This window comes from Bacillus sp. FAU20 (assembly GCF_056033865.1).
In genome coordinates this window covers 135553-159556 of record NZ_JBVYHY010000026.1, presented here as the reverse complement: position 1 = coordinate 159556, position 24004 = coordinate 135553, and the positions used below count along the sequence as shown (strand labels likewise).

Here is a 24004-nt window from a genome sequence, read left to right as displayed (position 1 = left end):
TGTTCTGTCGGAATGTGCGCTTACCGGGGAAATAATAGAATTGTTAGAAATTAATTTCCGGAAGGGGGACTTATGTGAAGTATATTGAAATTGGCATCGGGAATAGGTGGTTTGTTCGAACAGAAACCGAAAATAAAGATGGAACTGAATTTGAAGAACGAGGTATTATAAAACCTATTTATTTTGAGTCTTTATACGTACGTATTTGGTTTCGGAAAACTTGTTTTATTTTTGATACGAAAGAGGGTTTTAAGAAAGATAAGAAGAGAAGGGTTGAATATAAATTTATTGTTGGAATTGTGAGTAGGATGGCTGAAGAAAAAGTGCGCTAATTAAAAACATGTAAAGTAAAAGTGGTACTCAATCTATTGAGTACCACTTTCAGTATTTGAAGATTTTTTAGTGGAAATCTCAATAGCTCTTTCATATATTTCTTTATCAATACAAAATTTTTTTGTTATCCAATAAGTAAGTTCAGAAGGGCTAAGGATATGTTCCATTTTCCCAGTCAATAATTTTAGTTAAAGTCTCCCACTTTATTCTTTCTTGATGAGCTTTAATAAGTTTATTTGAAAAATGTAAGCTAAGCGGTTGTTTTATAGTATTTAAAAATGATAGAAATTTGTTTGCAAGTTTTTCTTGCGACATGTTCTTATCCTTTCTATATAGAAGTTTGTATTAAGAATATTATGCAATAAATATCAGAAAATATAGTTATTAATAGATTAGGAGAGAATTATATGTCGATGTCGCTATATTATAAAAAAATCCGGGAGCAATTAGGACATGAACTAATATTCATGCCAAGTGTAGCTGCAGTTATTAAAAACGAGCAGGGAGAAATCTTATTTCAATATCCTGGCGGAGAATACTGGAGTTTGCCAGCTGGAGCAATTGAACTTGGGGAAACTCCAGAAGAAGCAGTAATTCGGGAAGTTTGGGAAGAAACAGGATTGGAAGTACAAGTAAAAAAACAAAAAGGAGTATTTGGAGGAGAAAAGTACCGCCATATATATCCGAATGGTGATGAAGTAGAATATATTGTTGTTGTGTTTGAGTGTGAATTTACTAGTGGCGAGTTGAAATCGATAGATGGTGAATCGTTAAAACTAAAATATTTCTCTTTATCTGAAAAGCCCCTTTTAGCATTGCCTTACCCAGATAAAATATTTTTATAGTTGTAAAATAGCACACCGTATTTATTGCAGGTGTGCTATTTATATAACCCCGTCGTATACATCTCCGTCAACGAATACACAATTTCCTCTAAGTTAATCTTTTTGTCGTTTTGCATAATAGTCCAAAGAAACGATTCATTCATCGCGAACCAACCGCGTGCTACAATCTCTTTATTTAAATTAGGTTGTGCCAATCCACTTTCTAGAGAGTATGTAATATCCTGTTTAATGCTTTTTATAAAACGTTCCCGAATCTCATCCCATTTTTGCCGTATTTCTCTTGATAATCCTATCGCTTCCTCTACAACTTGCAAAATAGCGCGTTCTTCATTTGCTAATTGCAGGAATGCTCTAACTTGATTTTGGATCATTATACGTGCTTCTTCTTTTGTTTGTGGAGAAAAAGAGCGTTCAGCGATATTATAAAAACGATTCATAACATCTTCCATTAAACTAATTAGGAAATCATCTTTGTTTTTGAAGTATACATATGCTGTACCATATCCGGTTTCTGCATGTTTAATAATTTGTGTAATTGTCGTTTTTTGAAATCCGTTACGTATAAAAATAGTGTAACCAGAGTGTAATAGTTTCTTCTTCGTTTCTAAGGAGCGGTGTTTTCTTGATGAAAGGGTACTGTTTTTCAAAGAATCACCTCTTTATACTGAAATATCTGAAAATATAACTGTATTGTAAAAGAAATTCATATATAAAGTCAACTGACATAATATCATTGACGTCGTATCAATTGAGGTGATATATTTCAATTAGTTAGAATAAAAAGAAAATTAAGAGAAGGTGACACCATGTATAAAGAACTATTTCAACCGAATTATGAATATGCGCTTGAATGTGATAAACATGATGAACTGAAAGATTTTCAAACTGAATTCTATAAAAAAGAAGGAACGATATATTTAGATGGAAACTCATTAGGACTACTTTCAAAAAGAGCAGAGAAATCGTTACTTATTTTGCTAGATTCATGGAAAGAGTATGGCATTGACGGCTGGACAGAGGGTGAGCATCCGTGGTTTTTTCTCTCGGAGAAATTAGGTGAGTTGACTGCACCTCTTATTGGAGCTTTACCAGAAGAAACCATTGTAACCGGTTCCACGACGACGAATATACACCAAGTGATTGCCACATTTTATGAGCCGAAAGGAATACGTACAAAAATTCTTGCGGATGAATTAACATTCCCATCAGATATATATGCACTTCAAAGTCAAATTCGTTTAAAAGGATTAGATCCAGATGAGCATTTAGTAAGAGTGAAAAGCAGAGATGGTAGAACACTTTCTGAAGAAGATATTATCCATGCGATGGAAGATGATATCGCTTTAATTTTATTACCTTCTGTTTTATATAGAAGTGGTCAAATTCTTGATATGAAACGTTTAACAACGGAAGCTCATAAATGCGGCATTCACATTGGATTTGATTTATGCCATTCAATAGGATCTATTCCGCATCATTTCAAAGATTGGGATGTCGATTTTGCTGTTTGGTGCAATTATAAATATTTAAATGCAGGACCGGGTAGTGTTGCAGGCCTTTATGTAAATAGTAAACATTTTAATAGACTGCCAGGATTGTCTGGATGGTTTAGTTCTAGAAAAGATAAACAGTTTGATATGGAGCATACATTAACAGCTGCTGATCATGCAGGTGCTTATCAAATTGGTACACCGCACGTATTAAGTACAGCACCATTAATTGGTTCACTTGAAATTTTCAAAGATGCTGGTATTGAACGTTTACGTGAGAAATCTTTACATATTACGAGATACATGCTGAATTTAATTGGACATGAATTAAAAGATTTCGAATTTACAATTGGAAATCCATTAGAGGATGAAAAACGAGGCGGGCACATTTATTTAGAGCATGCAGAAGCAGCACGTATATGTAAAGCACTAAAAGCAAATGGAGTAATTCCAGATTTTAGAGCGCCAAATGGGGTGAGACTTGCGCCGGTCGCTTTATATAACACATACGAAGAAGTGTGGAAATCTGTACAAATATTAAAGAAAATTATGAAAAATGAAGAGTATAAGCAGTTTGAAAATAAGCGAGAGGTTGTGGCATAAATATGAAAACATCAGAGTGGATTGATATTTCACAACCGCTAAATAATAATATTGCAACGTGGCCAGGAGACACACCGTTCTCGTATGAAGTTTCATGGTCAAAAGAAGAAAGTGGCTCAGTAAATGTCGGAAAGTTAACGATGAGTATTCATACAGGCACTCATATTGATGCACCATTTCATTTTGATAATGATGGAAAGAAAGTATTGGATTTAGATGTTCAAGTTTATGTTGGCCCAGCACGGATTATTGACGTTTCTAATCTTGAAAGCATCGGGAAAAAGGAATTAGAAAGCTTTCATTTAGAAGGTGTAGAACGATTATTATTACGTACATCTTCACATGGAAAAGCTGAAGAATTTCCAGAGGTGATCCCTCATTTACGTGCAGACATAGCGTCGTTTCTTTCAGAGAAAGGTATTCGTTTAATCGGAGTAGATGTACCATCAGTTGATCCGCTAGATGATAAAGAATTAGCAGCGCATCATCAATTATTTAAACATGGAATTCATATTTTAGAAAATGTCGTACTAGATCATGTAGCAGACGGTGATTATGAACTTATTGCATTACCACTTGCATTAACTGATGCAGATGGAAGTCCAGTTCGAGCCGTTATTAGACCAATATAAGTAGAATCATATAAAAGGGGCGTTTGGCTAATATGAAAGAAAATGAAAAAGTAATTATGGAAAAAGGGATTCATACGGATTTTAAAGAGAATATGACGTATGGGGAGTATTTACAATTAGATAGTTTACTATCTTCTCAAAAAAGATTATCGGACCATCATGATGAAATGTTATTTATCGTTATTCACCAAGCAAGTGAGCTTTGGATGAAGCTCATTTTACATGAGCTAAATGCGGCGGTTGAATCTATTAAACAAGATAAATTACAACCAGCTTTTAAAATGTTAGCACGTGTATCAAAAATTCAGTCTCAAATTATTCAATCTTGGGATATTCTTGCGACATTAACACCATCAGAATATATTGAGTTTCGTGATTCACTCGGTCAAGCTTCAGGTTTTCAATCGTATCAATATCGTATGATTGAGTATGCACTTGGCTATAAAACGCCACACGCATTAAAAATTTATGAAAAGGATCCAGAATTACATGCACGACTTCATAAAGCGCTACATGCACCAAGTCTATATGATGTCGCGATTCAAGCATTAGTAAAAGAAGGATTCCCTATTCATAAAGATGTGTTAAACCGTGATATTACGCAGCCTTATGAAGAAGATGCAACAGTAGAAGCAGCATGGTTGGAAGTGTATGCGGATGTGAAAAAATATTGGAATTTATATCAGCTTGCTGAAAAATTGATTGATATTGAAGACTGGCTACAACAATGGCGTTTCCGTCATATGAAAACAGTAGAAAGAATTATTGGGCATAAAATGGGTACAGGTGGATCCTCCGGTGTTTCTTATTTAAAGCGAGTACTTGATCAACAATTCTTCCCAGAGCTTTGGAATGTTCGTACGAAATTATAAAAATAAACCTGTCAGTTCATTATGGCTGACAGGTTTATTTTTATTTGAGCACAATTATGTTTAAAATGAAGGAACAAGATATAATAAATGGAGTAACTATTTAAATGGAGGTAAAGTTTTTGGATTTCAAGCAACTAGAAAATAAATTCGAAAAGAAAAAAGTGAATACATTTCTTGTTTATCAAAAAGGGGAATTAACAACTGAGTATTATAAAACACCCGAATGTGCAAATAACTTATATAAAATAAATTCGATTACAAAAAGTATCGTATCTTTATTAATTGGTATTGCAATTGATAAGGGCTATATAAATGATATACATACATCAATTACAGAGTGGATTGAAAATGTACCTGGGGAAAAACATGATTTAACGCTATATCACTTATTAACAATGACTACTGGTGAGGACTGGAAAGAGTTTGGGAATGGAGTAGTATTCCCAAATGACTTTGTAGAATCAGAGAACTGGGTACAGTACATATTAGAAAAGCCAATAATTGAAGAACCTGCTACAAAAATGAATTATAATTCAGGTTCTTCTCATTTACTGAGCTATATTATTCAAGAAGCTACTGGAATTTCGACAGAGCGGTTTGCAAAGAAATATTTATTTGATCCATTAAAAATTAACGAATACGAGTGGCAACAAGATCCGCAGGGTATATATGTAGGTGGCTTCGGTATGAAAATGAAATCTACCGATTTATTAAAATTAGGAAAATTATGTTTACAAAATGGATATTGGAATGGGAAAGAAATTGTATCAGCGCAATGGTTAGAAGAGTCAAGCAGGGCGCAATTTGAAACATATGAACATGTCGGCGCATATGGCTATCACTGGTGGGTATTACATAACGAAAGATTTCACATACCGTATTGTATATATTTCGCTATGGGATACGGCGGACAATACATCGTTATCATTCCTCAATTAGAAGTAGTATCTATTATAAGTAGTCATATGCCAAAACGTGGGCTCGTTCCGTTAAAATTATTTATTGAGCATGTACAGGGAAATTCTAATTATATATAAGAAAAGGAGGGAATGTATGAAAGATGAAAAAATTTTATCTTTATTTAGACTATGTTTAAGCCTTCTAGCATTTAGTACAATCATTACGCAATTTATAATACGGGCACAAGTGAAACCGTTCAACCCAGTTAACTTTTTTAGTTTCTTCACTATCGAAAGTAACATTTTAGTTGCATGTATTCTCCTTTTAAGTAGTATCGGAACAGCTACATTTGGTCGCTCAGAGCAGTTTGGTATACTTCGTGGTGCAGCAACGGTATACATACTTACGACTGGACTCATTTATTTTTTATTATTAAGAGGGTTAGAAGAATCACTTCAAACGGCAATACCATGGGTAAATACTGTGCTACATTATATCATGCCGATTACAATGCTTTTAGATTGGATTTTAAATCCACCTATTAAGAAAATCACTTGGAAACAATCTGCAAGTTGGCTCTTATTCCCGTTTTTTTATGTGGTATATAGCTTAGTACGTGGTCCAATCGTGAATTGGTATCCATATCCGTTTTTTGATCCAAGAATAGGTGGGTATGGTAAAGTACTTTTATACAGTATAGGGATAGCAGTTGTAATTGGCGCTATTTGTATATTGGTAAGATTTTTAGGGAATCGAAACTTTAGAAAAGAATTTTAGAAATGCAAGAACCCCCACTGTGTCTGTTTTTAACAGTGGGGGTTTCACTTTATCTACTCGTCTTCTGAAACGACATCTTTATAAATTTCTCCGTCTTTGTTTCAAATTCTACATCAACAAAAACACCATATTCTTTTCCATCTTCACGTAACCACAATTTAAATTTTTCAACAGTTATTTGAACTGTTTTTGGTTTTCTACCTATATGAAGATAGTCAATAATTTCTGCTTTTGGGTATTCTTCTTTCGTCTTTTCTACGGCCAGCTTACCCCATTTGGCATACGGCGGCTGCGCATGAACAATTGATGAGCCTGTATATATATTTGAACATGTTGTTAGGAACAGAATGACAAGTGCGACACGCTTTAACAATTTCTTCATGATGAACTCCTTTTATCTTTTTTGTATATTGTTTACATATTTTTTCAACGATATTAGTTTGGATTTTTTTGTCTTCTTTACATAAAAGCGAGGCTTTTACAAAACATAACCAAGAAATCATTTCCGTAATTAAGGAGGAAAAATTATGCGCCAAAAGGCTATTTTTAAAATAGCAGTTTTACTTGCGTTCATAGGACTGTCTTTAATGGTCAGTAGTATACAACTAAAGAATGTAGAAGCTTTTTCTAATCAAGTCATTCAAAGAGGGGCATCTGGCGAAGATGTCATTGAACTGCAATCTCGTTTGAAATATAACGGATTTTATACGGGAAAAGTGGATGGTGTTTTCGGATGGGGTACATACTGGGCACTTCGGAATTTTCAAGAGAAATTCGGATTGCCCGTTGATGGTTTAGCTGGAGCTAAAACGAAGCAAATGCTCGTGAAAGCAACGAAGTATGACAAGTCAACTGCTAATAAAGGGACGACAACGAATAAAGGAAATAGTGGTGGCACTGCACAAGAGAATAAACCACCTCAAAATAAAGGGACAAATGTTCCGAACGGTTATTCTCAAAATGATATTCAACTCATGGCAAACGCAGTATACGGGGAATCACGTGGTGAACCGTATTTAGGACAAGTTGCAGTAGCTGCTGTTATTTTGAATCGTGTTACAAGTGCGTCATTCCCAAATACTGTTTCAGGTGTAATCTTTGAACCTAGAGCATTTACAGCGGTAGCCGATGGACAAATATATTTAACGCCAAATGAAACAGCAAAAAAAGCAGTTTTAGATGCGATTAACGGATGGGATCCAACAGGAAATGCTTTATATTATTTCAATCCAGATACTGCGACTAGTAAATGGATTTGGACTCGTCCACAAATTAAAAAAATCGGTAAACATATTTTCTGTAAATAGAGTGGAGGTGGGACAATGTTACGAGGTATTATCATTGTATTATTAACAGTCGGTGTAGTAGGAACAGGCTATTGGGGCTATAAAGAGCACCAAGAGAAAAATGCAGTTTTAATTCGAGCGGAAAATAGCTATCAACGTGCATTCCATGATTTAGCATACGAAGTCGATTTATTACACGATAAAATTGGCACAACACTTGCGATGAATTCACGATCATCTTTATCACCTGCATTAGCGGATGTATGGCGTTTAACATCTGAAGCTCGCTCGGATGTAGGGCAACTTCCTTTAACATTAATGCCATTTAATAAAACGGAAGAATTTTTAGCGAATATCGGTGATTTTAGTTACCGTGCAGCCATTCGTGATTTAGAAAAAGAACCGTTAAATGAGCAAGAATATAAAACGTTGCAAACTTTATATTCAAATGCAGGAAATATACAAGATGAACTAAGAAAAGTACAACATCTTGTTTTGAAAAATAATTTACGCTGGATGGATGTAGAAATGGCACTTGCATCAAATCGCGATCCAGCAGATAACACAATTATTGATGGATTGAAAACTGTAGAGAAAAACGTAACATCATATTCTTCTACAAACTTCGGACCGACCTTTACAAGTGCGCAAAAAAATAAAAAAGGTGGATTTGAAGCGGAAGGAAAGGCAATTTCTAAAGATGAAGCGGCGAAAATTGCCAAATCGTTTTTGAATTTAAAAGGAAATGAAAAAGTAGATGTTGAGAAAAGCGGAAAAGGTGCGAAAGAATCCTTCTATAGTGTGAAAATTAAAGATGAAGCAACGAACAATGAGTTCTATATGGATATTACCGGAAAAGGCGGATATCCAATTTGGGTTATGAATAACCGCGAAATTAAAGAACAGAAAGTTAGTTTAAACGATGCAGGTAGTAAAGGTTTGAAATTTTTAAAGGACCATAAGTTTAATAATATGGAGCCTTATGATAGCTCTCAATATGATAATGTTGGTGTATTTACGTATGTAGTAAATGAAAATGGAGTACGAATTTATCCAGAAGCAATCCAAATGAAAATTGCTTTAGATGATGGTTCTATCGTTGGGTTCTCCGCAAAAGAATACTTAGCGTCACATCAAAAGCGAACAGTTCCATCGGCAAAGCTAACTGCAGCAGAAGCAAGAAAGAAAATCAATCCGGATGTAAAAGTTATGGAAGAACGTAAAGCTTTAGTAGTCAATGATTTGCATAATGAAGTACTTTGCTATGAATTTGTAGGCACTTTAGGAAAAGATACGTACCAAATATTCATTAATGCTAATAACGGGGCCGAGGAAAAGGTAAAGAAAATGCAAGCTGTTGAAAAAATTTATGATTAAACCTTAATAGTGAAGTGGTGAAAATAATGAAAACTCTAATATATATATTGATGCTTTGCTTCGTTATAACTGGATGCAGTATTGGAAAAAAAGACAATCCAAACGAAAAGCCGGAACAAAAAAATGTTTCAATGAAAAATGTTAATTATACGAATAAATCAAATAAGCCAAATGAAAAAGCAGCAGATCATTTAGCATCTTTAGCAGCAAGTGTGCCAGGTGTGAATGATGCAACAGCGGTCGTTGTTGGAAAATATGCTATTGTAGGTATTGATGTAAAAGCAAAACTTGATCGAACTCGAGTTGAATCAATTAAATACTCTGTTGCAGAAAGTTTAAAAAATGACCCTGACGGTGCTAATGCAGTCGTTGTAGCAGATGTTGATACGTATGAACGCCTCAAACAAATCGGAAAGCAAATTAAAAAAGGAAAAACAGGTGAAGGTATACTAGATGAATTAGCCGCTATTGTGGGCCGAGTAATGCCACAAGTTCCAAATGATATGATAGAAAATAGAGAAACGAATCCAATTAAAGATAATGATAAACAATTACCAAAAGATGAAGAACAAGAGTTAAGAAAAGAACAGGATGATCAATCAAATAATCATTTGAATAAATGAAATTAGCCTCGTACTTAATTGTACGAGGTTTTTAAATATAATATTAAATATTCAGTTTATTTTTAAGGGAATATATGGTTTAATTATCATGGGAGGGACAACTGTTATGATGAAAAAAAGCGCATGTATATTGTTTAGTTTATGCTTAGGTTTCAGTATGACAGCGTGTGAACAGAGAAAAGAAGTGAAAAACCAAACAGCAACTTCTTCTACTGTGATGGAAAGGCAACAGAAAGAGTCTATCAATATAAATCATTTCTCGAGTATAAATGAAGGAATGACTTATACAGAAGTGAAAGATTTAATTGGTTTTGAAGGAGATTTACTTATAGAAGAAGGGGTAGAGCATTCTACACAAATTAAACAAATTTTTGCTTGGAAAGGGAACGATCCAAATTCATTTGTTGAAATTACCTTTTTAGATGGAAGAGTGCATTCAAAAGCACAGCAAGGTATAAGTTAATAAGCTAAAAAATGGGAGAGTTTAGCATGAACATACACACAGGGGAAATTCAATTAGTTCCGTATAAGGAGAAATATAAAGAAGTTATACAAACATTTACTTTACCAAGTGAACAAGTCCAGTTTACATCAGATCCAAGCGCATTACTGGAGAAAGCAAAAAGTGATCGTACAAAAAACGTGATTGTTATTTTAGATTACAACGGGTTACCTGTTGGTCTTTTCGCATTGCAAACAGGAGATAGAGTAAAGAAGTTCACTGATAATGAGGATGCTTTACTTTTAACATCATTTTCTATTAATCACAATAGACAAAGAAAAGGATACGCTAAAAATTCATTGTTATTATTAGAAGAGTTTGTAAAACGTTATTTTCCAATAAAAAATGAAGTTGTACTGGCTGTGAATGAAAGAAATATTCCTGCACAAAATTTATATGCAAAAGTCGGCTTCCAAGATAAAGGTTTTAGGAGAATGGGGCCAATTGGCCAACAAATAATAATGCATTTACCTATAATGGAATAACGAGATAAAAAACTTACTCTTGAATATTCATGTAGTAGGTTTTTTTATTTTAACAATATATAATATATGTATATAAAATGAAACAGAAATGAAGGATATAAAAAATGAATCAAGATAGAAAATGGTATATTGTTGGGGGAAGAGTGATTAAAACTGGGATTGCAGTTTTTCTTACAGTGTTAGTTTGTGATTTTTTTAACATCCCAACTTGGAGTTATAAAAATGATTTAAAAGATTATAAACCAAATCATTATCATCACCATTTTTCAAGTGAATCTATTATTTTATTTGAGGTATTATCTATTCATGATATGTTAGAAGAATTAAAACAAATATCCGAGAAATATGAGTGGGGAAATCGATTCAATTGATAAGTTCATTTTATTGTGGGGGGAATAATATGACAATTTATATTGCATTACTAAGAGGAATCAATGTCGGTGGACATAAAGTAATCAAAATGGCTGATTTAAAACGAGTGTTTGAATCAATAGGGTTAAAACAAGTGAAAACATATATACAAAGTGGTAATATCGTATTCGAATCTGAGGAAGATATAAACTTTCTAAAAGACCGAATACAATCGGAAATAAAAAATGAATTTGATTTCGGTGTTCCAGTCATGTTAAGAACATATGATGAATTTATAAATATTATTAAACAATGTCCGTATGAAGTTCATTTATTGTTAGAAGGAGAAAGTGTTCATGTTGCTTTTTTAGCTAATGTACTTTCTGAAGAGGAGAGTCGTCAATTGCTTACTTTTAAAAGTGAACTTGAAGATTGCTATATAGATGAGAAGGTCGTTTATTTATTTTTCAAAAATAGCATTCGTAATTCTAAATTAATGAACCAGTTTCAGAAGTTACATACACCAGCTACAGTTAGGAATTGGCGGACTGTGAATAAATTAAAAGCAATTGTAGAGAGTATGTAAATATAAAAAGATGAGGTTTTCTACATGTAGAAAACCTCATCTTTTTATTTATATTGTTTTGCAACTATGAGTTCGACAATAGGATAAATAAAGAATGAAGAGCAAATTGCGATGAACAGAGGGAGGTTTTTTACTCCATCTAAATTAGCTCCCATAGAAAATCCTTCGGAGAAGATTAATAAAAGGAACATTACAACTACAAGCACAAAATATGCGATTTTAAAGCTTTTATATGTAATTTGTTGTCCCATCTCATCTTGACTTTCTTCTGACACACCGCGGGGATCTCCCCATGTAATATGATTAAGGAGGTAGCTAAGTATTAAAGCGCTTGAGAAAATGGTTCCACCTAAAATTACACCTTCATTGATGTATTTATAGGTACCATGTATAAGGACTGCGACTAATGATAAAACGATTGTTATTAAAATGAATTTATGACGATTCATATTAGAACAACACCTCCACTATTGTAAAAAACTATTTACAACTATAGTATAAAATTTGGAAAGTTTTGTGTCAAATGTTTTTTACACGCAATGCGTAATTATGTAATATCTTGTTTTTGTAATGAGTAAAAAATTACAATACATTTGAATGTAAAAGAATGGGCTCGCATATATTTGGAAGGGATGTCAGATTAATTTAGGGGGTAGTTATGTCTATACTTTTAAAGGCTGGTGCAGATGCAGGAAACAACGGTTTGAAGTTAATGGTGAAAGGGCAAGACCCTATTTTTATTCCGAGTATTTATTCTTTATATATAGGTGAGCCTACAGGACTCTTAGATGAGGTAGATGTCTCATTATCTGAATTAGAAAACCACATTGATGTGACTATAAGTTCGCCATCGTTAATGTTAAATAATGTACGATACATCGTTGGAGAAAAAGTCATCCAAGATCAATTAAAAGGTACTGAGGTTGAGAAGAAATCGAATAAGTCGACTGATGAGTTAATGGTTATTACAATTCTATCAGGTTTAGCTGTAAGCGCTATGCGTCAAAGTCCAACTTCTAGTCATATTAATATTCGTTATGATTTATCTGTCGCTCTTCCTATGCAGCTTATTACACAAGAAATAGCTGCTGAAAATGCAAAACGTTATATGGGAAATCATAAGGTTATTTTCCATTATCCGAACGGACGTGATGTGACAATTAATGTTTCAATTGAGTATTGTAAATGCCTGCCTGAGGGTGCTTCTGGGACGTGGGGCATTGTATACGATGAAGAAGGAAATGTTGTGAAACATAAAATAGAATGTGAACAAAATAAAGTGTCAGAAATTGATTTTGTTGATAAAACACTATTATCTTTTGATATTGGCGCAGGGACGACAGAAGAAGTAGTATCACTAGGCGTAAACTTTAGACCACAACTAAGTAAGGGTTTATCGTATGGTGTGAAAGAAACGTTACTACAAATTATTACGAGATGGAACCGGAAGTATCCAACAAAGACAATTGATAGTATTACAGAGTTCAATCAAATTTATTTAAATGATAAACACCCTAGAAATGCATTATTAGTTGAGGAATCACAACCAGCATTATTAGGTTTAGCAGCGCGCGTTGCAACGGATATTATAAACAAAATTGATGATATGAAAGACGATCCATACGTGTTTATTTATGGCGGGGGTGCAGTAATTATTAAAAACAGTTTAAAAATGATTTTAAAGCAAAAAGGACGACTCAAAAATGTAATCTTTGTAGATAATCCGTTATTTACAAATGCACGAGGATTATTAGTATATACTTGTTCACCAAAATATAGAGAGCATAAGCAAAAAGAGTTAGGATTTACAAACTTAACGATAAGTTAGTTGGTGGAAGTATGCGATCTAGGCGATATAAACGTGGTGATCGAGTAAAAATCAATATTCATAAATCGGTATCACCTGAAATGCTTGCGTGGCTGAATAAACAATCAAATCCAACTAATTTCTTCTTTTTTGCTGCACAGCAACTATTTAAACAAGTAGGAGATATTGACGTTTCAAAAGCTTTACCAAGCAGCCATGTTTTCTCATTATATGTGGAGCCTTCATCCTTATTAAAAGTCGAAGTAAACCCTTTTAAAAACATGACACTAGACACAAATACATCCACCGAAAATGCAAAAAAAAAATTATGGGAATCTGTTGATCAATTAGATTGTCCATTTTTTTAAACATAGAAAAGTATAAAAAGTCCCCATCACTATACATACGAATACAGTGATGGGTTTTTGTTTGTAACTAGAAGGAGGCACAATACAATTTGTGCCCCTTCCATTAGTTATTTATCTAAATTTTAGATGTATGTTTAGAAACAGCATTAATTATGCTTTCCCAGTCATCTGGATGGTTTTCATGGCCTGCTCCTTTAAGAGTTAATAGTACTGAGTTTGGAATTTCACCAATTAGTGCGAGGCCATGTTCAAATGGGAGTGCTGTATCGTCTGTTCCGTGAATAACTAATGTAGGTGCTTGTATGGATTGAAGTACACCTTCATATGCATCATCACCTTGAAGTAAAGCGTGATTAAACATACTTAATAAATTGTTTGCGCGTTCTATTTCTTGTTTTACTTGTTTATAAACTCTATTTTCATCAAATATTCGTTCTGATCCACATAATAGACGAGATCCTGAAACTAAATACTCTGCCACATCATTTTTATTTGCCCAATCTATACTTGTGCCATTTACATGATGTGTTAAAATTCTTTCATCCATTGGAGGTAAATCGCGAGTATTGTCATCAGATCCTATTACACTAGTCGCTAGTAAAGTTAGCGTCAAAATTCTTTCGGGATGTTTTACAGCGGCAATTTGAGCAATCATACCACCTAATGACATACCAAATAGGTGAGCTTTATCAATATGATAAGCATCTAGTACTCCAATTGCATCTTCAGCCATATCTGTTACTGTATAATTGGAAGTTCTAGGTTCATAGGCAACAGAGCGTCCAACATCACGGTTATCAAAGCGAATAACAAACTTCCCCGTACTAGCCAACAGCTCACAAAACTCTTCGTCCCAATAAACCATGGAACATGTAGCGCCCATAATTAATAAAATAGCAGGGTTCTTAGGGTTTCCAAAGCTTTCTGTACATATATCAATTCCATTTATTTTAAATATCTTTTCACTCATATAGTTAGCCCCATTTCTTTTGAATTTAATTAATAAAACAGTTTTGGATGATTCTAAGATGTGTGTAAGATTCGTATTGTAATTCATCCCGCTATTTGCCATTTGCCGGGCGGTAAGAGTCTCATCTCAAAATTCAGGGAAAGTAAAGAAGTTGGGAGGGGACCAACTTCCTGAAAAAGACCGATTGACGAGGGTTGATTAAAGTTTCACTTTATAATGCTTCTTACATAATTACCCCCAAAAATAATTATATGTTAATTCAAGACAAAAAATTTTGAGAAATAATTGTATGTTATTAAAATAAACAGCAAGGAGGAGAGGAGAGGAAATGAAAGCAATTGTTATTGATCAATATGGCAGTGTTGAAGAATTAAAAGAAAGACAAGTTTTAAAACCGATTGTTAAGAATAACGAAAAAGCTCAACAATAAATAATATCCCATACTATACAATTTCATTTTCGGGTATTATTTATTGTTGGCTAATGTGAGATTGCTTCTAACAAATACTTTTTCGTATTGTATCATGTAATTTCTCTAATCCAATTTCCATATCTTTCTCGTTTAACATTGAATAGCTAATTCTTAATTGGTTATCATTTGTTTCGTAATTTAATAGACAAGCTGTTCCTGGTAAAAAAGAGACATCTACTTCATTTGCTTTTTGTAATAAGGTAAAGGGATCTATCGAATCAGGCAGTGTCACCCATAAATTAAAACCTCCATTTGGTATTTCAAAGTTTAGTTCTTTTAATGGCGATAATATATTAATTGTTAAATCACGTCTCATTTGTAAAGCTGTACGTAATTTTTCTAAATGGTTTTTCATACGTTCCGCACGTAAAAACGGCAGAAGTGCCTTTTGTGTTAATAAGGGACTACCGATATCCATTGAACCTTTCACTGCATATAGCCATTCAAAAATAGGACCATCGGCAATAAGTGCTGCGATACGCAGTCCTGGTGCTAACGTTTTACTAAATCCTTTTATATATATTACGTGGCCATCTTTATCAAAACTTTTGATTGGAGGCGGGACTATAGCATCCTCAAAATATATTTCCCCGAAAGAATCATCTTCAATGATAAAAAATTGATATAACTCCGCTAGTTCAATAAGTTCCACTCTTCGTTCTTTACTCATTACTGTACCTGTCGGGTTTTGGAAGGTTGGATTCGTATACAATAAAACGGGATTTTTACTTTGACAAATATCATCAATTAAGTCGGCGCGAACTCCATGATTATCAAGAGAAACGGGAATGATTTGAACACTTTTATTGATGAAAACATCAAGCGCAGCACTGTAACACGGACTTTCTACTAATACAATATCTCCAGGTTTTAATAATGTTTGAGCAATTAAATCAATTCCTTGTTGTGCTCCGCTTGTAATTAATAATTGGGATGGGTCTGTCACTAATTTCTGGTGTTCATGTAAGTAATTTGCTATTTCAACTCGCAGTTCATAATCGCCTTGAACTGGCCCGTAAGTTGCTAACAACATTGGATTTTTATCCAGCAATTTATGCATTTCGTCTGCCAAAAATGGATTTGGTAATAGACGAGGATACAGAATTGCTTGTGAAAAATCATAATATTTACGGTGTTTATTCATTGCATATTGAGAACGCATAACATTAATCGTTTTCGTTTGTTGCCATTTATACGGAATTGGTTTGAAATCTTTCTTTACCCGTTTATATATGTAAGCACCTTTTCCTTGTTCGATGCGTATATACCCTTTGGTTTCTAATTGTTTATACGCTTTGCGAACTGTTAATACATTGATTTGTAAATCTGTGGCCATACAACGTAAAGAAGGAAGAGATTCACCATGTGAAAGCATACCACTTTGTATTCTGTCAACAATTTGCATATATATTTGCTTGTAATACGGTATGTTTGTTTCTTTACGCAATACAATTTTCATAGGTTCACCTATTTTTCTTTTTAACTTAATTAAAGCGAAAAATATATAGGGAATCAACTACAACTTGAAGTAACTGTTATATGTACCGATACACTGTTATACACCATACCCTCTATACTCATTTTAAGAGTAAAAAGGAGGAAGCAAAATGGTCATTTTTAATTACATTTTAGTATGTATTATTTTCGGGACAACATTTTTAACGATAAAAATTGGAATTGAAGCAGGGGCGCCACCGTTGTTTTCAGCAGGAATTCGCTTCTTTTTAGCAGGCATAATCCTTATGATTATTTTTAAATTCAAGCGAAAAGAAATTATGCCACATATATTTTCAAAACGCATTATGTATGCTGGATTTTGTTTAACATTCATGACATTCGCAAGTTTATATTGGTCAGAACAGTATATTTCTTCAGGATTAGCTGCTGTTCTTTCTGCTACGGGACCAATGATGATCTTGTTAATACAAGCAAAGAGGAATAGGGAGAAGCTACAAAAGGAACAACTCGTTGCTTTAGTTATTGCACTAATAGGTGTTATATTTGTTTCTTTACCAGGAATGCATCAACAAGTAAGTTTCATATGGAGTATTGCTTGTATTGTTTTAGTTATAGGGGAGTTATTTTACGGAATAGGCTCTATTCGTTCGAAAGAAATACTTTCAGATTTATCAAATGTATCACCATTTCTTATTAACGGTATTCAAATGTTTTATGGAGGGATTTTACTACTAATCGCATCTATTATTGTAGAACAACCCAATGTAACCGTATTAACTTCATGGAGTGTGCAATGGCCTATTTTATATCTCATATTTATCGGATCGATTGGTGGCCACGGATTATATTACTGGCTCTTATCAAAAACAAATCCAGTATTTCCATCGACGTGGTTATATGTATCACCATTGATTGCAATAATTGTGGGATATATCATTTTAGGAGAACCTTTAAATCCTACAATGGGAATGGGGGCTTGTCTTATATTGATTGGTGTATTTTTGGCCAATCGTTCAACACTACGGACTTATTTCAAAAAAGGGCGGTTATTAGAGAAGGAGATGTAGTTTAATAAAGCAACAGCCCTGTATATTAATTACAGAACTGATAAAATAAAAAACACAGTTGGAAAAATAACCAACTGTGTTTTTTATAATTAATTCACTTTTTTAATAAAGCCTTTATAATGACGTTTTACAAGCTGGCTTTCTAACGTCTTCATAGTTTCTAGTGCTACACCGACAATGATAAGTAAGCTTGTACCACCAATTTGAGCAGAAGGTGGTAACGTAGCAATTTTCGTAAATACGAGCGGTAATATAGAAATAGCACCTAAGAAAATTGCACCGATAAATGTTAAACGGTATAGAATTTTAGTTACATATTGTTCAGTTGCTTTACCAGGACGAATACCAGGAACATATCCATTTTGCTTTTTCAAATTCTCAGCCATTTGTTCAGGATTTACTTGAATAAATGCGTAGAAGTATGTGAAAGCAACAATAAGACCGACATAAAGTGTCATTCCAATTGGATGTGCGAAATCAAGATTTGCAACTAACCATTTTGATACGCTTGAATCAGGGAAGAGCTGCGCAATTGTACGCGGCGTCATTAAAAATGCAGAAGCAAAGATAACTGGTATAACACCAGCACTATTTACTTTAAGCGGTAAATGAGTGTTTTTTGCTCCTTGATATTGATTGTTTCCTGAAACAGCTTTTGCATATTGGATCGGTATTTTACGTACAGCTTGTTGAATGTAAATAACACCAACAACTATCGCTAAAATTACGAGTCCAATTAAAACAATTTTTATTATGTGCATAAATAGCTGATCGCCAGCATTTTGGAATTGTTGTAAATAAATTTGATTTGCAACATTTGGAATGGCGGCAACGAGACCTGCGAAGATAATCATCGAAATACCATTACCAACTCCGTTAGCGGTAATTTGTTCGCCTAACCAAAGTAAAAATGCAGTACCTGCAGTTAAAACTGTCGCAATAAATAAGTATGTAGTCCAGCTTTGATCTGTTATTAATTGTCCACCTGCTATATTATTAAAGCCATAAGACATTCCGATGGCCTGTATGAATGCGAGAATGATTGTAAAGTATCGAGTGAATTGAGCTGATTTCTTACGGCCCATTTCTCCTTGCTTTGCCCATTCCGAAAATTTAGGTATAACATCCATTTGTAGTAACTGTACTATGATGGAAGCTGTAATATATGGTGTAATACCTACAGCAAAGATTGAGAAGTGTTGCAATGCTCCTCCGCCAAATACGTTTAACATACCTAGAACGTTAGCTTGATCTTGTACTTTTAATACCTCTGCGTTAGTATGAGGAACTGGAATAAACGTGCCAATTCGAAAAACGATTAACATCGCTAGTGTAAAAAGGATTTTCCTTCTTATCTCAGCTACTCTCATGAAATTTGAAATCGTACGAAACATTATGTCGCCTCCTATATTTTTATCAGTAAAAAACTGATTATTATACCCTATGAAGTAACCACAAACCTCCTTCCGCACTAAATTCATTTGACAAATGGATTTTCATACACTTTGTAGTTTTCACGGATATAAAAATATAAGGTGTTATATAAGCGACCTATACACTTCACGTAATCATTCAATACCCATAATATATCGAATAAATTAACAAATGTACATACATACGCATTAAAAATGAATAAATAGGGTCATTTTTTACATTTATTTAATGATAAATTGATAGGACATTATTATTCAAGATTGTTATACATGTTATAAAAATAAAGGTGAGCCATTATGATTTATAACTAATATTCATTCAAATGTGTCAGCTAATAGTGTCTCCCAATCTTTCAAGGATAATTTATCATTTATATGTTTTAGTGCGTTAGGTACAAAAATATGACAAATAAGTTCTAAGCTATTACCATCTGGATCAATAAAATAAACAGATGCATTACCTTGATGTGGACGGACAAATGGTTCAATAGATTCATTACTCCCAAACGGAACAGCTTTAATTTGAAGTGAGTGTAACCAATGTAATGATTCTTTTAAATCCTCATAGGAAACTCTAAATGCAATATGACGTAAAGAAGGATGATATTTTGTTTCGTATTCAGAGCCCGCCCATAATCCTAGCCAACTTTTCCCATCCTCAATCCAAAAGAATGCTGTTGATTCATCGCTCCAGGCTAACTTCAACCCTAGTTTTTCATAAAATTCGATAGATTGTTGTAAATTACTCACTGGTAAATGCGCTTCGTATATTCCTTTAATCAATTAAAATCCTCCACCTTTTTATTTTCTTACAATTAATATATCGATTTAAAAAGAATGTAAAATCAAATAAAAGTATGAAAGTACATACTACTTTAGTAGTAATAGTAATCAATTATATTTCAATTCAAATTCATCTCCCGCTGATTAAAGTTTCACTTTATATGATTAGAGAATTCTTTTTATTTAAGAAGGAATAAATGTTAAAGAAAGCTAATTAAACAGTGTACATATTTATAGGGGAGAAGATATAAATGAAAGTTGTTATAAAAAAATTACCACCATTAGAAGTAGCGTATATAAGACGAACTGGTAGCTACTTTGAACCGCAAGATCACTGGGGAAAGTTACTGAATTGGTCAATTGAAAATAAACTGTATCCACCAGAGCAATCATTTATCGGAATATCATTGGATAATCCTGAACTTGTTGCAAGTCATAAGTGCCGGCATGATGCATGTGTTACGATTCCTGAAAACTTCGATAAAGAAAAGCATCATGATGTGCAATTTAAAAGATTAGATGGAGGTACATATGGTCTATACCAGTTCTATGATGAACCTCATAAATTAAGTGAAGCGTATCAATACATGTATGCAGAGTGGCTACCAAATAGTGAGTATGATGCAGATTATGATAGAGATAATTTAGAGTTTTGCTTAAATAATGTTGCTGAAGATCTAGACGGAAAGTTAAAGGTTAATTTATTTGTGCCAATTAAAAAGATATAAAAAACAAATAATTTCATTTGTAGCTTTAAAATGAAATTGGAATAGTAGTGAAAGAAAAACTTTTTTTGAAGATAATATTTCTAGCGTAGGAATTTAAGTATGTAGGTTGCAATGAAGGAGAATCCACATGGATACATTTGTAAATGACAAGTTTTATGAAACGAGAGATCAATTAGTTGAGGAAATTAATTTGTTGAGTGATGCTCAATTTAATAGGAAACCAGATAAGGATAAATGGAGTATTGCACAAGTTTGTCATCATTTAGTTTTATTAGATGAGAGAGTTATAACAGTTATTTCATCAGGATTAAAAAAGTTAGATAGTACCCAAAATGAGCGTAAAGAAATTCACACTATTTTATTAGATAGAACGAAAAAGTTTATAGCTCCAGAAATGATTGAACCAAGTATAGAACCATTTGAAGTGGAGCAAATGCTCAATATGCTAAACGAATCGAGAAAAGAATTGATGCGTTTCCTGAGTACAATAGAAGATGAGTCTATATTAGCAAAAAAAGCAGTGATGCATCCAGCTCTTGGAGAATTATCCCTTGATCAGTGGATAGAACTGATTTATTTACATGAACAGCGTCATATTTCACAAATAAAAGAGATAAAATTGCTTTGTGAAATTGAAAAGTAAAAATCATTCCCTATTTATTGATGCGTATTATAAACAGGGAAAACGGTTGATTCATATTGATTCAGAAGAAAACAAAAATAGAATGAAATTAGTTGAAAGTAACCAATAAGCTTAAGAAAATATGAAACTATCCGATTTTCTGTATAAGTGTAACCCTGTCTTAAATGAAGAGCGGGGTTATTTTTTTGGAAGTATTTTCATTGAGAAGGAAATACTTCGACAATGAAATTCAAAAAATAATCATCATAACATATTTTATATGCGAATTTTAGTAAATTGAAATAATGATTTTATGATGATGAATGATATGTCCTTATTTTGAAAGTACTCTTCACACGCTTAAGGAAGGGGTATTCTGTCAGGGGATGTATGCAATTTATTCTCTTTATTTTTGCAACAGAACCCCCTTCAAAATTATCTTTTGTAGTTGAAGTTTCCTGAATAATAAGTTACATTTTTAAAGTTCAAGCAACTTTATGAAAGTACAAAAAGGGGAGAAATATTATTATTATGCAAAAAATGAAATGGAAGAACTATGTATGTTACTTTGTAATTCTATTACTGCTTGGAACAGCAGTAATAGTCAAACCACCTATCTCTAAGGCTGAGGAATCTGAAGTTAATATTACATTGTTAGGTACTGCAGATATTCATGGTAGATTTATGCCTTGGGATTATGCGCTTGATGGAGCAAATATGAGTGGAAGTTTGACGCAGCTTTATACGGTTATAAAGAAGGTCCGTCAAGAAAATCCAAATACCATATTAGTAGATGCTGGGGATACAATTCAAGGAAACTCAGTAGAATTATTCAACGATAAACCACAATCGCCAATGATGGTAGCGATGAATACAATGGGATATGACGCCTGGGCATTTGGAAATCATGAATTCAATTTTGGATTAGATACATTGAAAAAAGTTAGTGAGCAATATAAGGGAAAAACGTTAGCGGGAAATATTTATAAGGAAAATGGAGAGCGCTTTCTTCCTGCATATACAATTGTAGAAAAAGGTGGAATTAAAGTTGGGATTATTGGTATGAATACACCAATGATTAGTGATTTTGAAAAAGGGACAGATCACTTAGATGGTTTAGTGGTGAAAAATCCGGTAGAAGAGACGAAAAAGGCAATTAAGGAATTAGAAGGTAAAGTAGATGTAATGGTAGGAGTTATGCATATGGGATTAGAAAATGAGAATGGTATCCCTGGTACTGGTGTTCAAGATATTGCAAATGCTTGTCCGGAATTAAGCGCTATTTTTGCAGCTCATATGCATAAACTTGTAAAAAAAGAAGTTGTAAATGGCGTAATTATTACGGAACCAGATAAATATGGAACACATATTTCACGTATTGACCTTACTTTTACAAAGCAAGATGGGAAATTGGTTTTAAAAGATAAAACCGCTACCGCTATACCTGTAAAAAATGCTGATGGAACAACGATATTATCTGATCCTACACTTGAAGAAACATTAACACCTTTTCACGAATATGCGAGAGGAGATGCAAATGTTGTAGTCGCTCAATTAAAGGGTAGAAATCTTGTTCCTGAAAATGAAATAAAGGGTATTCCAAGTGTTCAGATTCAAGAAACACCTTTATCAGATTTCTTTCATGAAGTCATGCTCTACTACAGTAAAGCAGATGTAGTAGCCCATCAAATTGATAATGATTATGCCCGTTTAGATACAGGTCCTATTAAGAAAAAGGATATTGCGTACAATTACCAATATGCCTTGGGAGAAATTACAGTATATAAGATTTCTGGAAAAGATTTAAAAGACTATATGGAATGGGCAGCAGGATATTTTAACTCATCTCGTGTCGGAGATGTAACCGTTAGTTTTGATAAAACCCGCCGTGCATCTAAATACAGTACGAACGATTTCTTTGGAGGAGTAAAATACGAAATTGACTTAACAAAACCATACGGAAGCAGAATTACAAATTTACGCTCTATTCGTACAAACAAACCAATCAAAATGAGCGATGTTATGACGCTGGGAATGAATGCATATAGAATGGAGGCTCTTCAGGCAAAAGGAGGAGCTTTAGAGGGGCGTAAGTTTGAACAAATTTGGTCATCTAAACAAGAGAATGCATTTGGAGAAACAGGTGGAACCATTCGTAACCTTGCTATTACATATTTAAAAGAGGTAAAGAATGGTGTATACACGCCAGAAGTTATGCGTAATTGGAAAATTACTGGTGTAGATTTACATTCTTCAGAGCATAAGGCTGTAGTTGATCTCGTGAATAAAGGGATTTTAGAAATTCCAAAAACAGAAGACGGAAAATACACAAATATAGCATCTATAAATACGAAAGACTCAATTTCAAAAGAAGAGATTGTAGCACTCTCACAAAAAGTAAATATTAGTCCAAATGAGTTTATTCATGCAAAGACAAAAGGTGAATTTTACAAAAAACTTAGTAGGATTACTAAAAAAATATAAATTAAAAGGTTTCTTATAGTAATTGTTATTTTAATAGCATGAAACCCACTCTTACAGTAGTAAAGAGTGGGTTTTTATGTTGTTATTTAGATTTAAGTATACTTTTATTAGAATGAATATAGATAATTAATAACTAACCAATTGGATGAG

General features: G+C 33.4%; 26 protein-coding genes and 1 pseudogene. 20 read left to right on the top strand and 7 right to left on the bottom strand.

Annotated features, from left to right (window positions below; translation table 11 throughout):
* Positions 1-74 precede the first annotated feature (74 nt).
* Both AC0OM3_RS22680 and AC0OM3_RS22675 read left to right on the top strand, forming a co-directional pair.
* Entirely contained in the window at positions 75-332 is a 258-nt protein-coding gene (locus AC0OM3_RS22680) for a DUF3977 family protein (protein WP_000873843.1), read from the top strand.
* A 408-nt stretch (positions 333-740) separates the two neighbouring features.
* Positions 741-1178, top strand: coding sequence for an NUDIX hydrolase (locus AC0OM3_RS22675; protein ID WP_474213092.1), 438 nt, complete (start codon positions 741-743; stop codon positions 1176-1178).
* Positions 1179-1213: 35 nt separating this feature from the next.
* Here AC0OM3_RS22675 and AC0OM3_RS22670 read toward each other — a convergent pair whose 3' ends face one another.
* Positions 1214-1825: a TetR/AcrR family transcriptional regulator gene (locus AC0OM3_RS22670; RefSeq protein ID WP_474213091.1), complete on the bottom strand. Its 612-nt coding sequence runs from the start codon at positions 1823-1825 to the stop codon at positions 1214-1216.
* Between the two features lie 159 nt (positions 1826-1984).
* Here AC0OM3_RS22670 and kynU point away from each other — a divergent pair, with 159 nt between their 5' ends.
* From kynU to AC0OM3_RS22645, 5 genes are all read left to right on the top strand, one after another.
* Complete coding sequence (gene kynU, locus AC0OM3_RS22665) at positions 1985-3271, top strand: kynureninase (protein WP_046945025.1); 1287 nt, start codon at positions 1985-1987, stop codon at positions 3269-3271.
* A 2-nt stretch (positions 3272-3273) separates the two neighbouring features.
* A complete protein-coding gene (gene kynB / locus AC0OM3_RS22660) occupies positions 3274-3903 on the top strand; it encodes an arylformamidase (RefSeq protein WP_000858074.1) in 630 nt (209 codons plus the stop codon).
* A 32-nt stretch (positions 3904-3935) separates the two neighbouring features.
* Entirely contained in the window at positions 3936-4775 is an 840-nt protein-coding gene (gene kynA / locus AC0OM3_RS22655) for a tryptophan 2,3-dioxygenase (protein ID WP_000661972.1), read from the top strand.
* 119 nt (positions 4776-4894) lie between these two features.
* Positions 4895-5812 (top strand): serine hydrolase domain-containing protein, encoded by a 918-nt coding sequence (locus tag AC0OM3_RS22650; protein ID WP_474213090.1) that lies wholly within the window; start codon positions 4895-4897, stop codon positions 5810-5812.
* Between the two features lie 16 nt (positions 5813-5828).
* Positions 5829-6452 carry a Pr6Pr family membrane protein gene (locus AC0OM3_RS22645; RefSeq protein WP_474213089.1) on the top strand — a complete coding sequence of 208 codons (624 nt, stop codon included), beginning with the start codon at positions 5829-5831 and terminating at the stop codon, positions 6450-6452.
* A gap of 49 nt (positions 6453-6501) precedes the next feature.
* Here AC0OM3_RS22645 and AC0OM3_RS22640 read toward each other — a convergent pair whose 3' ends face one another.
* Positions 6502-6834, bottom strand: a complete 333-nt coding sequence (locus tag AC0OM3_RS22640; RefSeq protein WP_474213088.1) for a DUF3889 domain-containing protein — start codon at positions 6832-6834, stop codon at positions 6502-6504.
* Positions 6835-6979: 145 nt separating this feature from the next.
* On the opposite strand from AC0OM3_RS22640, the gene sleB reads away from it, so the two are divergent.
* From sleB to AC0OM3_RS22605, 7 genes and pseudogenes are all read left to right on the top strand, one after another.
* Positions 6980-7759, top strand: coding sequence for a spore cortex-lytic enzyme (sleB, locus tag AC0OM3_RS22635; RefSeq protein WP_001249053.1), 780 nt, complete (start codon positions 6980-6982; stop codon positions 7757-7759).
* 15 nt (positions 7760-7774) lie between these two features.
* Positions 7775-9115, top strand: a complete 1341-nt coding sequence (gene ypeB, locus AC0OM3_RS22630) for a germination protein YpeB (RefSeq protein ID WP_474213087.1) — start codon at positions 7775-7777, stop codon at positions 9113-9115.
* A gap of 26 nt (positions 9116-9141) precedes the next feature.
* A complete protein-coding gene (locus AC0OM3_RS22625; protein WP_000854053.1) occupies positions 9142-9738 on the top strand; it encodes a YhcN/YlaJ family sporulation lipoprotein in 597 nt (198 codons plus the stop codon).
* 106 nt (positions 9739-9844) lie between these two features.
* Positions 9845-10201 (top strand): hypothetical protein, encoded by a 357-nt coding sequence (locus tag AC0OM3_RS22620; protein ID WP_000976446.1) that lies wholly within the window; start codon positions 9845-9847, stop codon positions 10199-10201.
* An 11-nt stretch (positions 10202-10212) separates the two neighbouring features.
* Positions 10213-10725 (top strand): GNAT family N-acetyltransferase, encoded by a 513-nt coding sequence (locus AC0OM3_RS22615; protein WP_003301495.1) that lies wholly within the window; start codon positions 10213-10215, stop codon positions 10723-10725.
* Positions 10726-10829: 104 nt separating this feature from the next.
* Positions 10830-10898, top strand: a pseudogene (locus tag AC0OM3_RS22610) (hypothetical protein); the annotation flags it as partial.
* Positions 10899-11125: 227 nt separating this feature from the next.
* On the top strand, positions 11126-11662 hold the full coding sequence (locus tag AC0OM3_RS22605) for a DUF1697 domain-containing protein (RefSeq protein ID WP_474213086.1): 537 nt from the start codon (positions 11126-11128) through the stop codon (positions 11660-11662).
* 44 nt (positions 11663-11706) lie between these two features.
* Here AC0OM3_RS22605 and AC0OM3_RS22600 read toward each other — a convergent pair whose 3' ends face one another.
* Positions 11707-12111 carry a hypothetical protein gene (locus AC0OM3_RS22600; protein WP_474213085.1) on the bottom strand — a complete coding sequence of 135 codons (405 nt, stop codon included), beginning with the start codon at positions 12109-12111 and terminating at the stop codon, positions 11707-11709.
* Between the two features lie 209 nt (positions 12112-12320).
* Between AC0OM3_RS22600 and AC0OM3_RS22595 the strand changes: the two genes are divergently transcribed.
* Positions 12321-13490, top strand: coding sequence for a ParM/StbA family protein (locus tag AC0OM3_RS22595; RefSeq protein WP_000025621.1), 1170 nt, complete (start codon positions 12321-12323; stop codon positions 13488-13490).
* A gap of 11 nt (positions 13491-13501) precedes the next feature.
* On the top strand, positions 13502-13837 hold the full coding sequence (locus AC0OM3_RS22590; RefSeq protein WP_001257760.1) for a hypothetical protein: 336 nt from the start codon (positions 13502-13504) through the stop codon (positions 13835-13837).
* Between the two features lie 115 nt (positions 13838-13952).
* Here AC0OM3_RS22590 and mleBCA read toward each other — a convergent pair whose 3' ends face one another.
* Positions 13953-14807, bottom strand: a complete 855-nt coding sequence (mleBCA, locus tag AC0OM3_RS22585) for a BCA family alpha/beta fold macrolide esterase (protein WP_001290771.1) — start codon at positions 14805-14807, stop codon at positions 13953-13955.
* A 497-nt stretch (positions 14808-15304) separates the two neighbouring features.
* On the bottom strand, positions 15305-16738 hold the full coding sequence (pdxR, locus tag AC0OM3_RS22580; protein ID WP_000706795.1) for a MocR-like pyridoxine biosynthesis transcription factor PdxR: 1434 nt from the start codon (positions 16736-16738) through the stop codon (positions 15305-15307).
* Between the two features lie 148 nt (positions 16739-16886).
* On the opposite strand from pdxR, the gene AC0OM3_RS22575 reads away from it, so the two are divergent.
* A complete protein-coding gene (locus AC0OM3_RS22575; protein ID WP_000234327.1) occupies positions 16887-17804 on the top strand; it encodes a DMT family transporter in 918 nt (305 codons plus the stop codon).
* Between the two features lie 89 nt (positions 17805-17893).
* Here AC0OM3_RS22575 and secY read toward each other — a convergent pair whose 3' ends face one another.
* On the bottom strand, positions 17894-19198 hold the full coding sequence (gene secY, locus AC0OM3_RS22570; protein ID WP_000490135.1) for a preprotein translocase subunit SecY: 1305 nt from the start codon (positions 19196-19198) through the stop codon (positions 17894-17896).
* Positions 19199-19552: 354 nt separating this feature from the next.
* A complete protein-coding gene (locus AC0OM3_RS22565; RefSeq protein ID WP_097987264.1) occupies positions 19553-20020 on the bottom strand; it encodes a VOC family protein in 468 nt (155 codons plus the stop codon).
* A gap of 251 nt (positions 20021-20271) precedes the next feature.
* On the opposite strand from AC0OM3_RS22565, the gene AC0OM3_RS22560 reads away from it, so the two are divergent.
* The 3 genes from AC0OM3_RS22560 to AC0OM3_RS22550 all read left to right on the top strand — a co-directional run bounded on the left by AC0OM3_RS22560 (position 20272) and on the right by AC0OM3_RS22550 (position 23854).
* Positions 20272-20748 carry an AraC family transcriptional regulator gene (locus AC0OM3_RS22560; protein WP_000869610.1) on the top strand — a complete coding sequence of 159 codons (477 nt, stop codon included), beginning with the start codon at positions 20272-20274 and terminating at the stop codon, positions 20746-20748.
* Positions 20749-20875: 127 nt separating this feature from the next.
* A complete protein-coding gene (locus tag AC0OM3_RS22555; protein ID WP_000379370.1) occupies positions 20876-21391 on the top strand; it encodes a DinB family protein in 516 nt (171 codons plus the stop codon).
* A 510-nt stretch (positions 21392-21901) separates the two neighbouring features.
* Positions 21902-23854, top strand: a complete 1953-nt coding sequence (locus tag AC0OM3_RS22550; protein WP_001171080.1) for a bifunctional metallophosphatase/5'-nucleotidase — start codon at positions 21902-21904, stop codon at positions 23852-23854.
* Positions 23855-24004 lie beyond the last annotated feature (150 nt).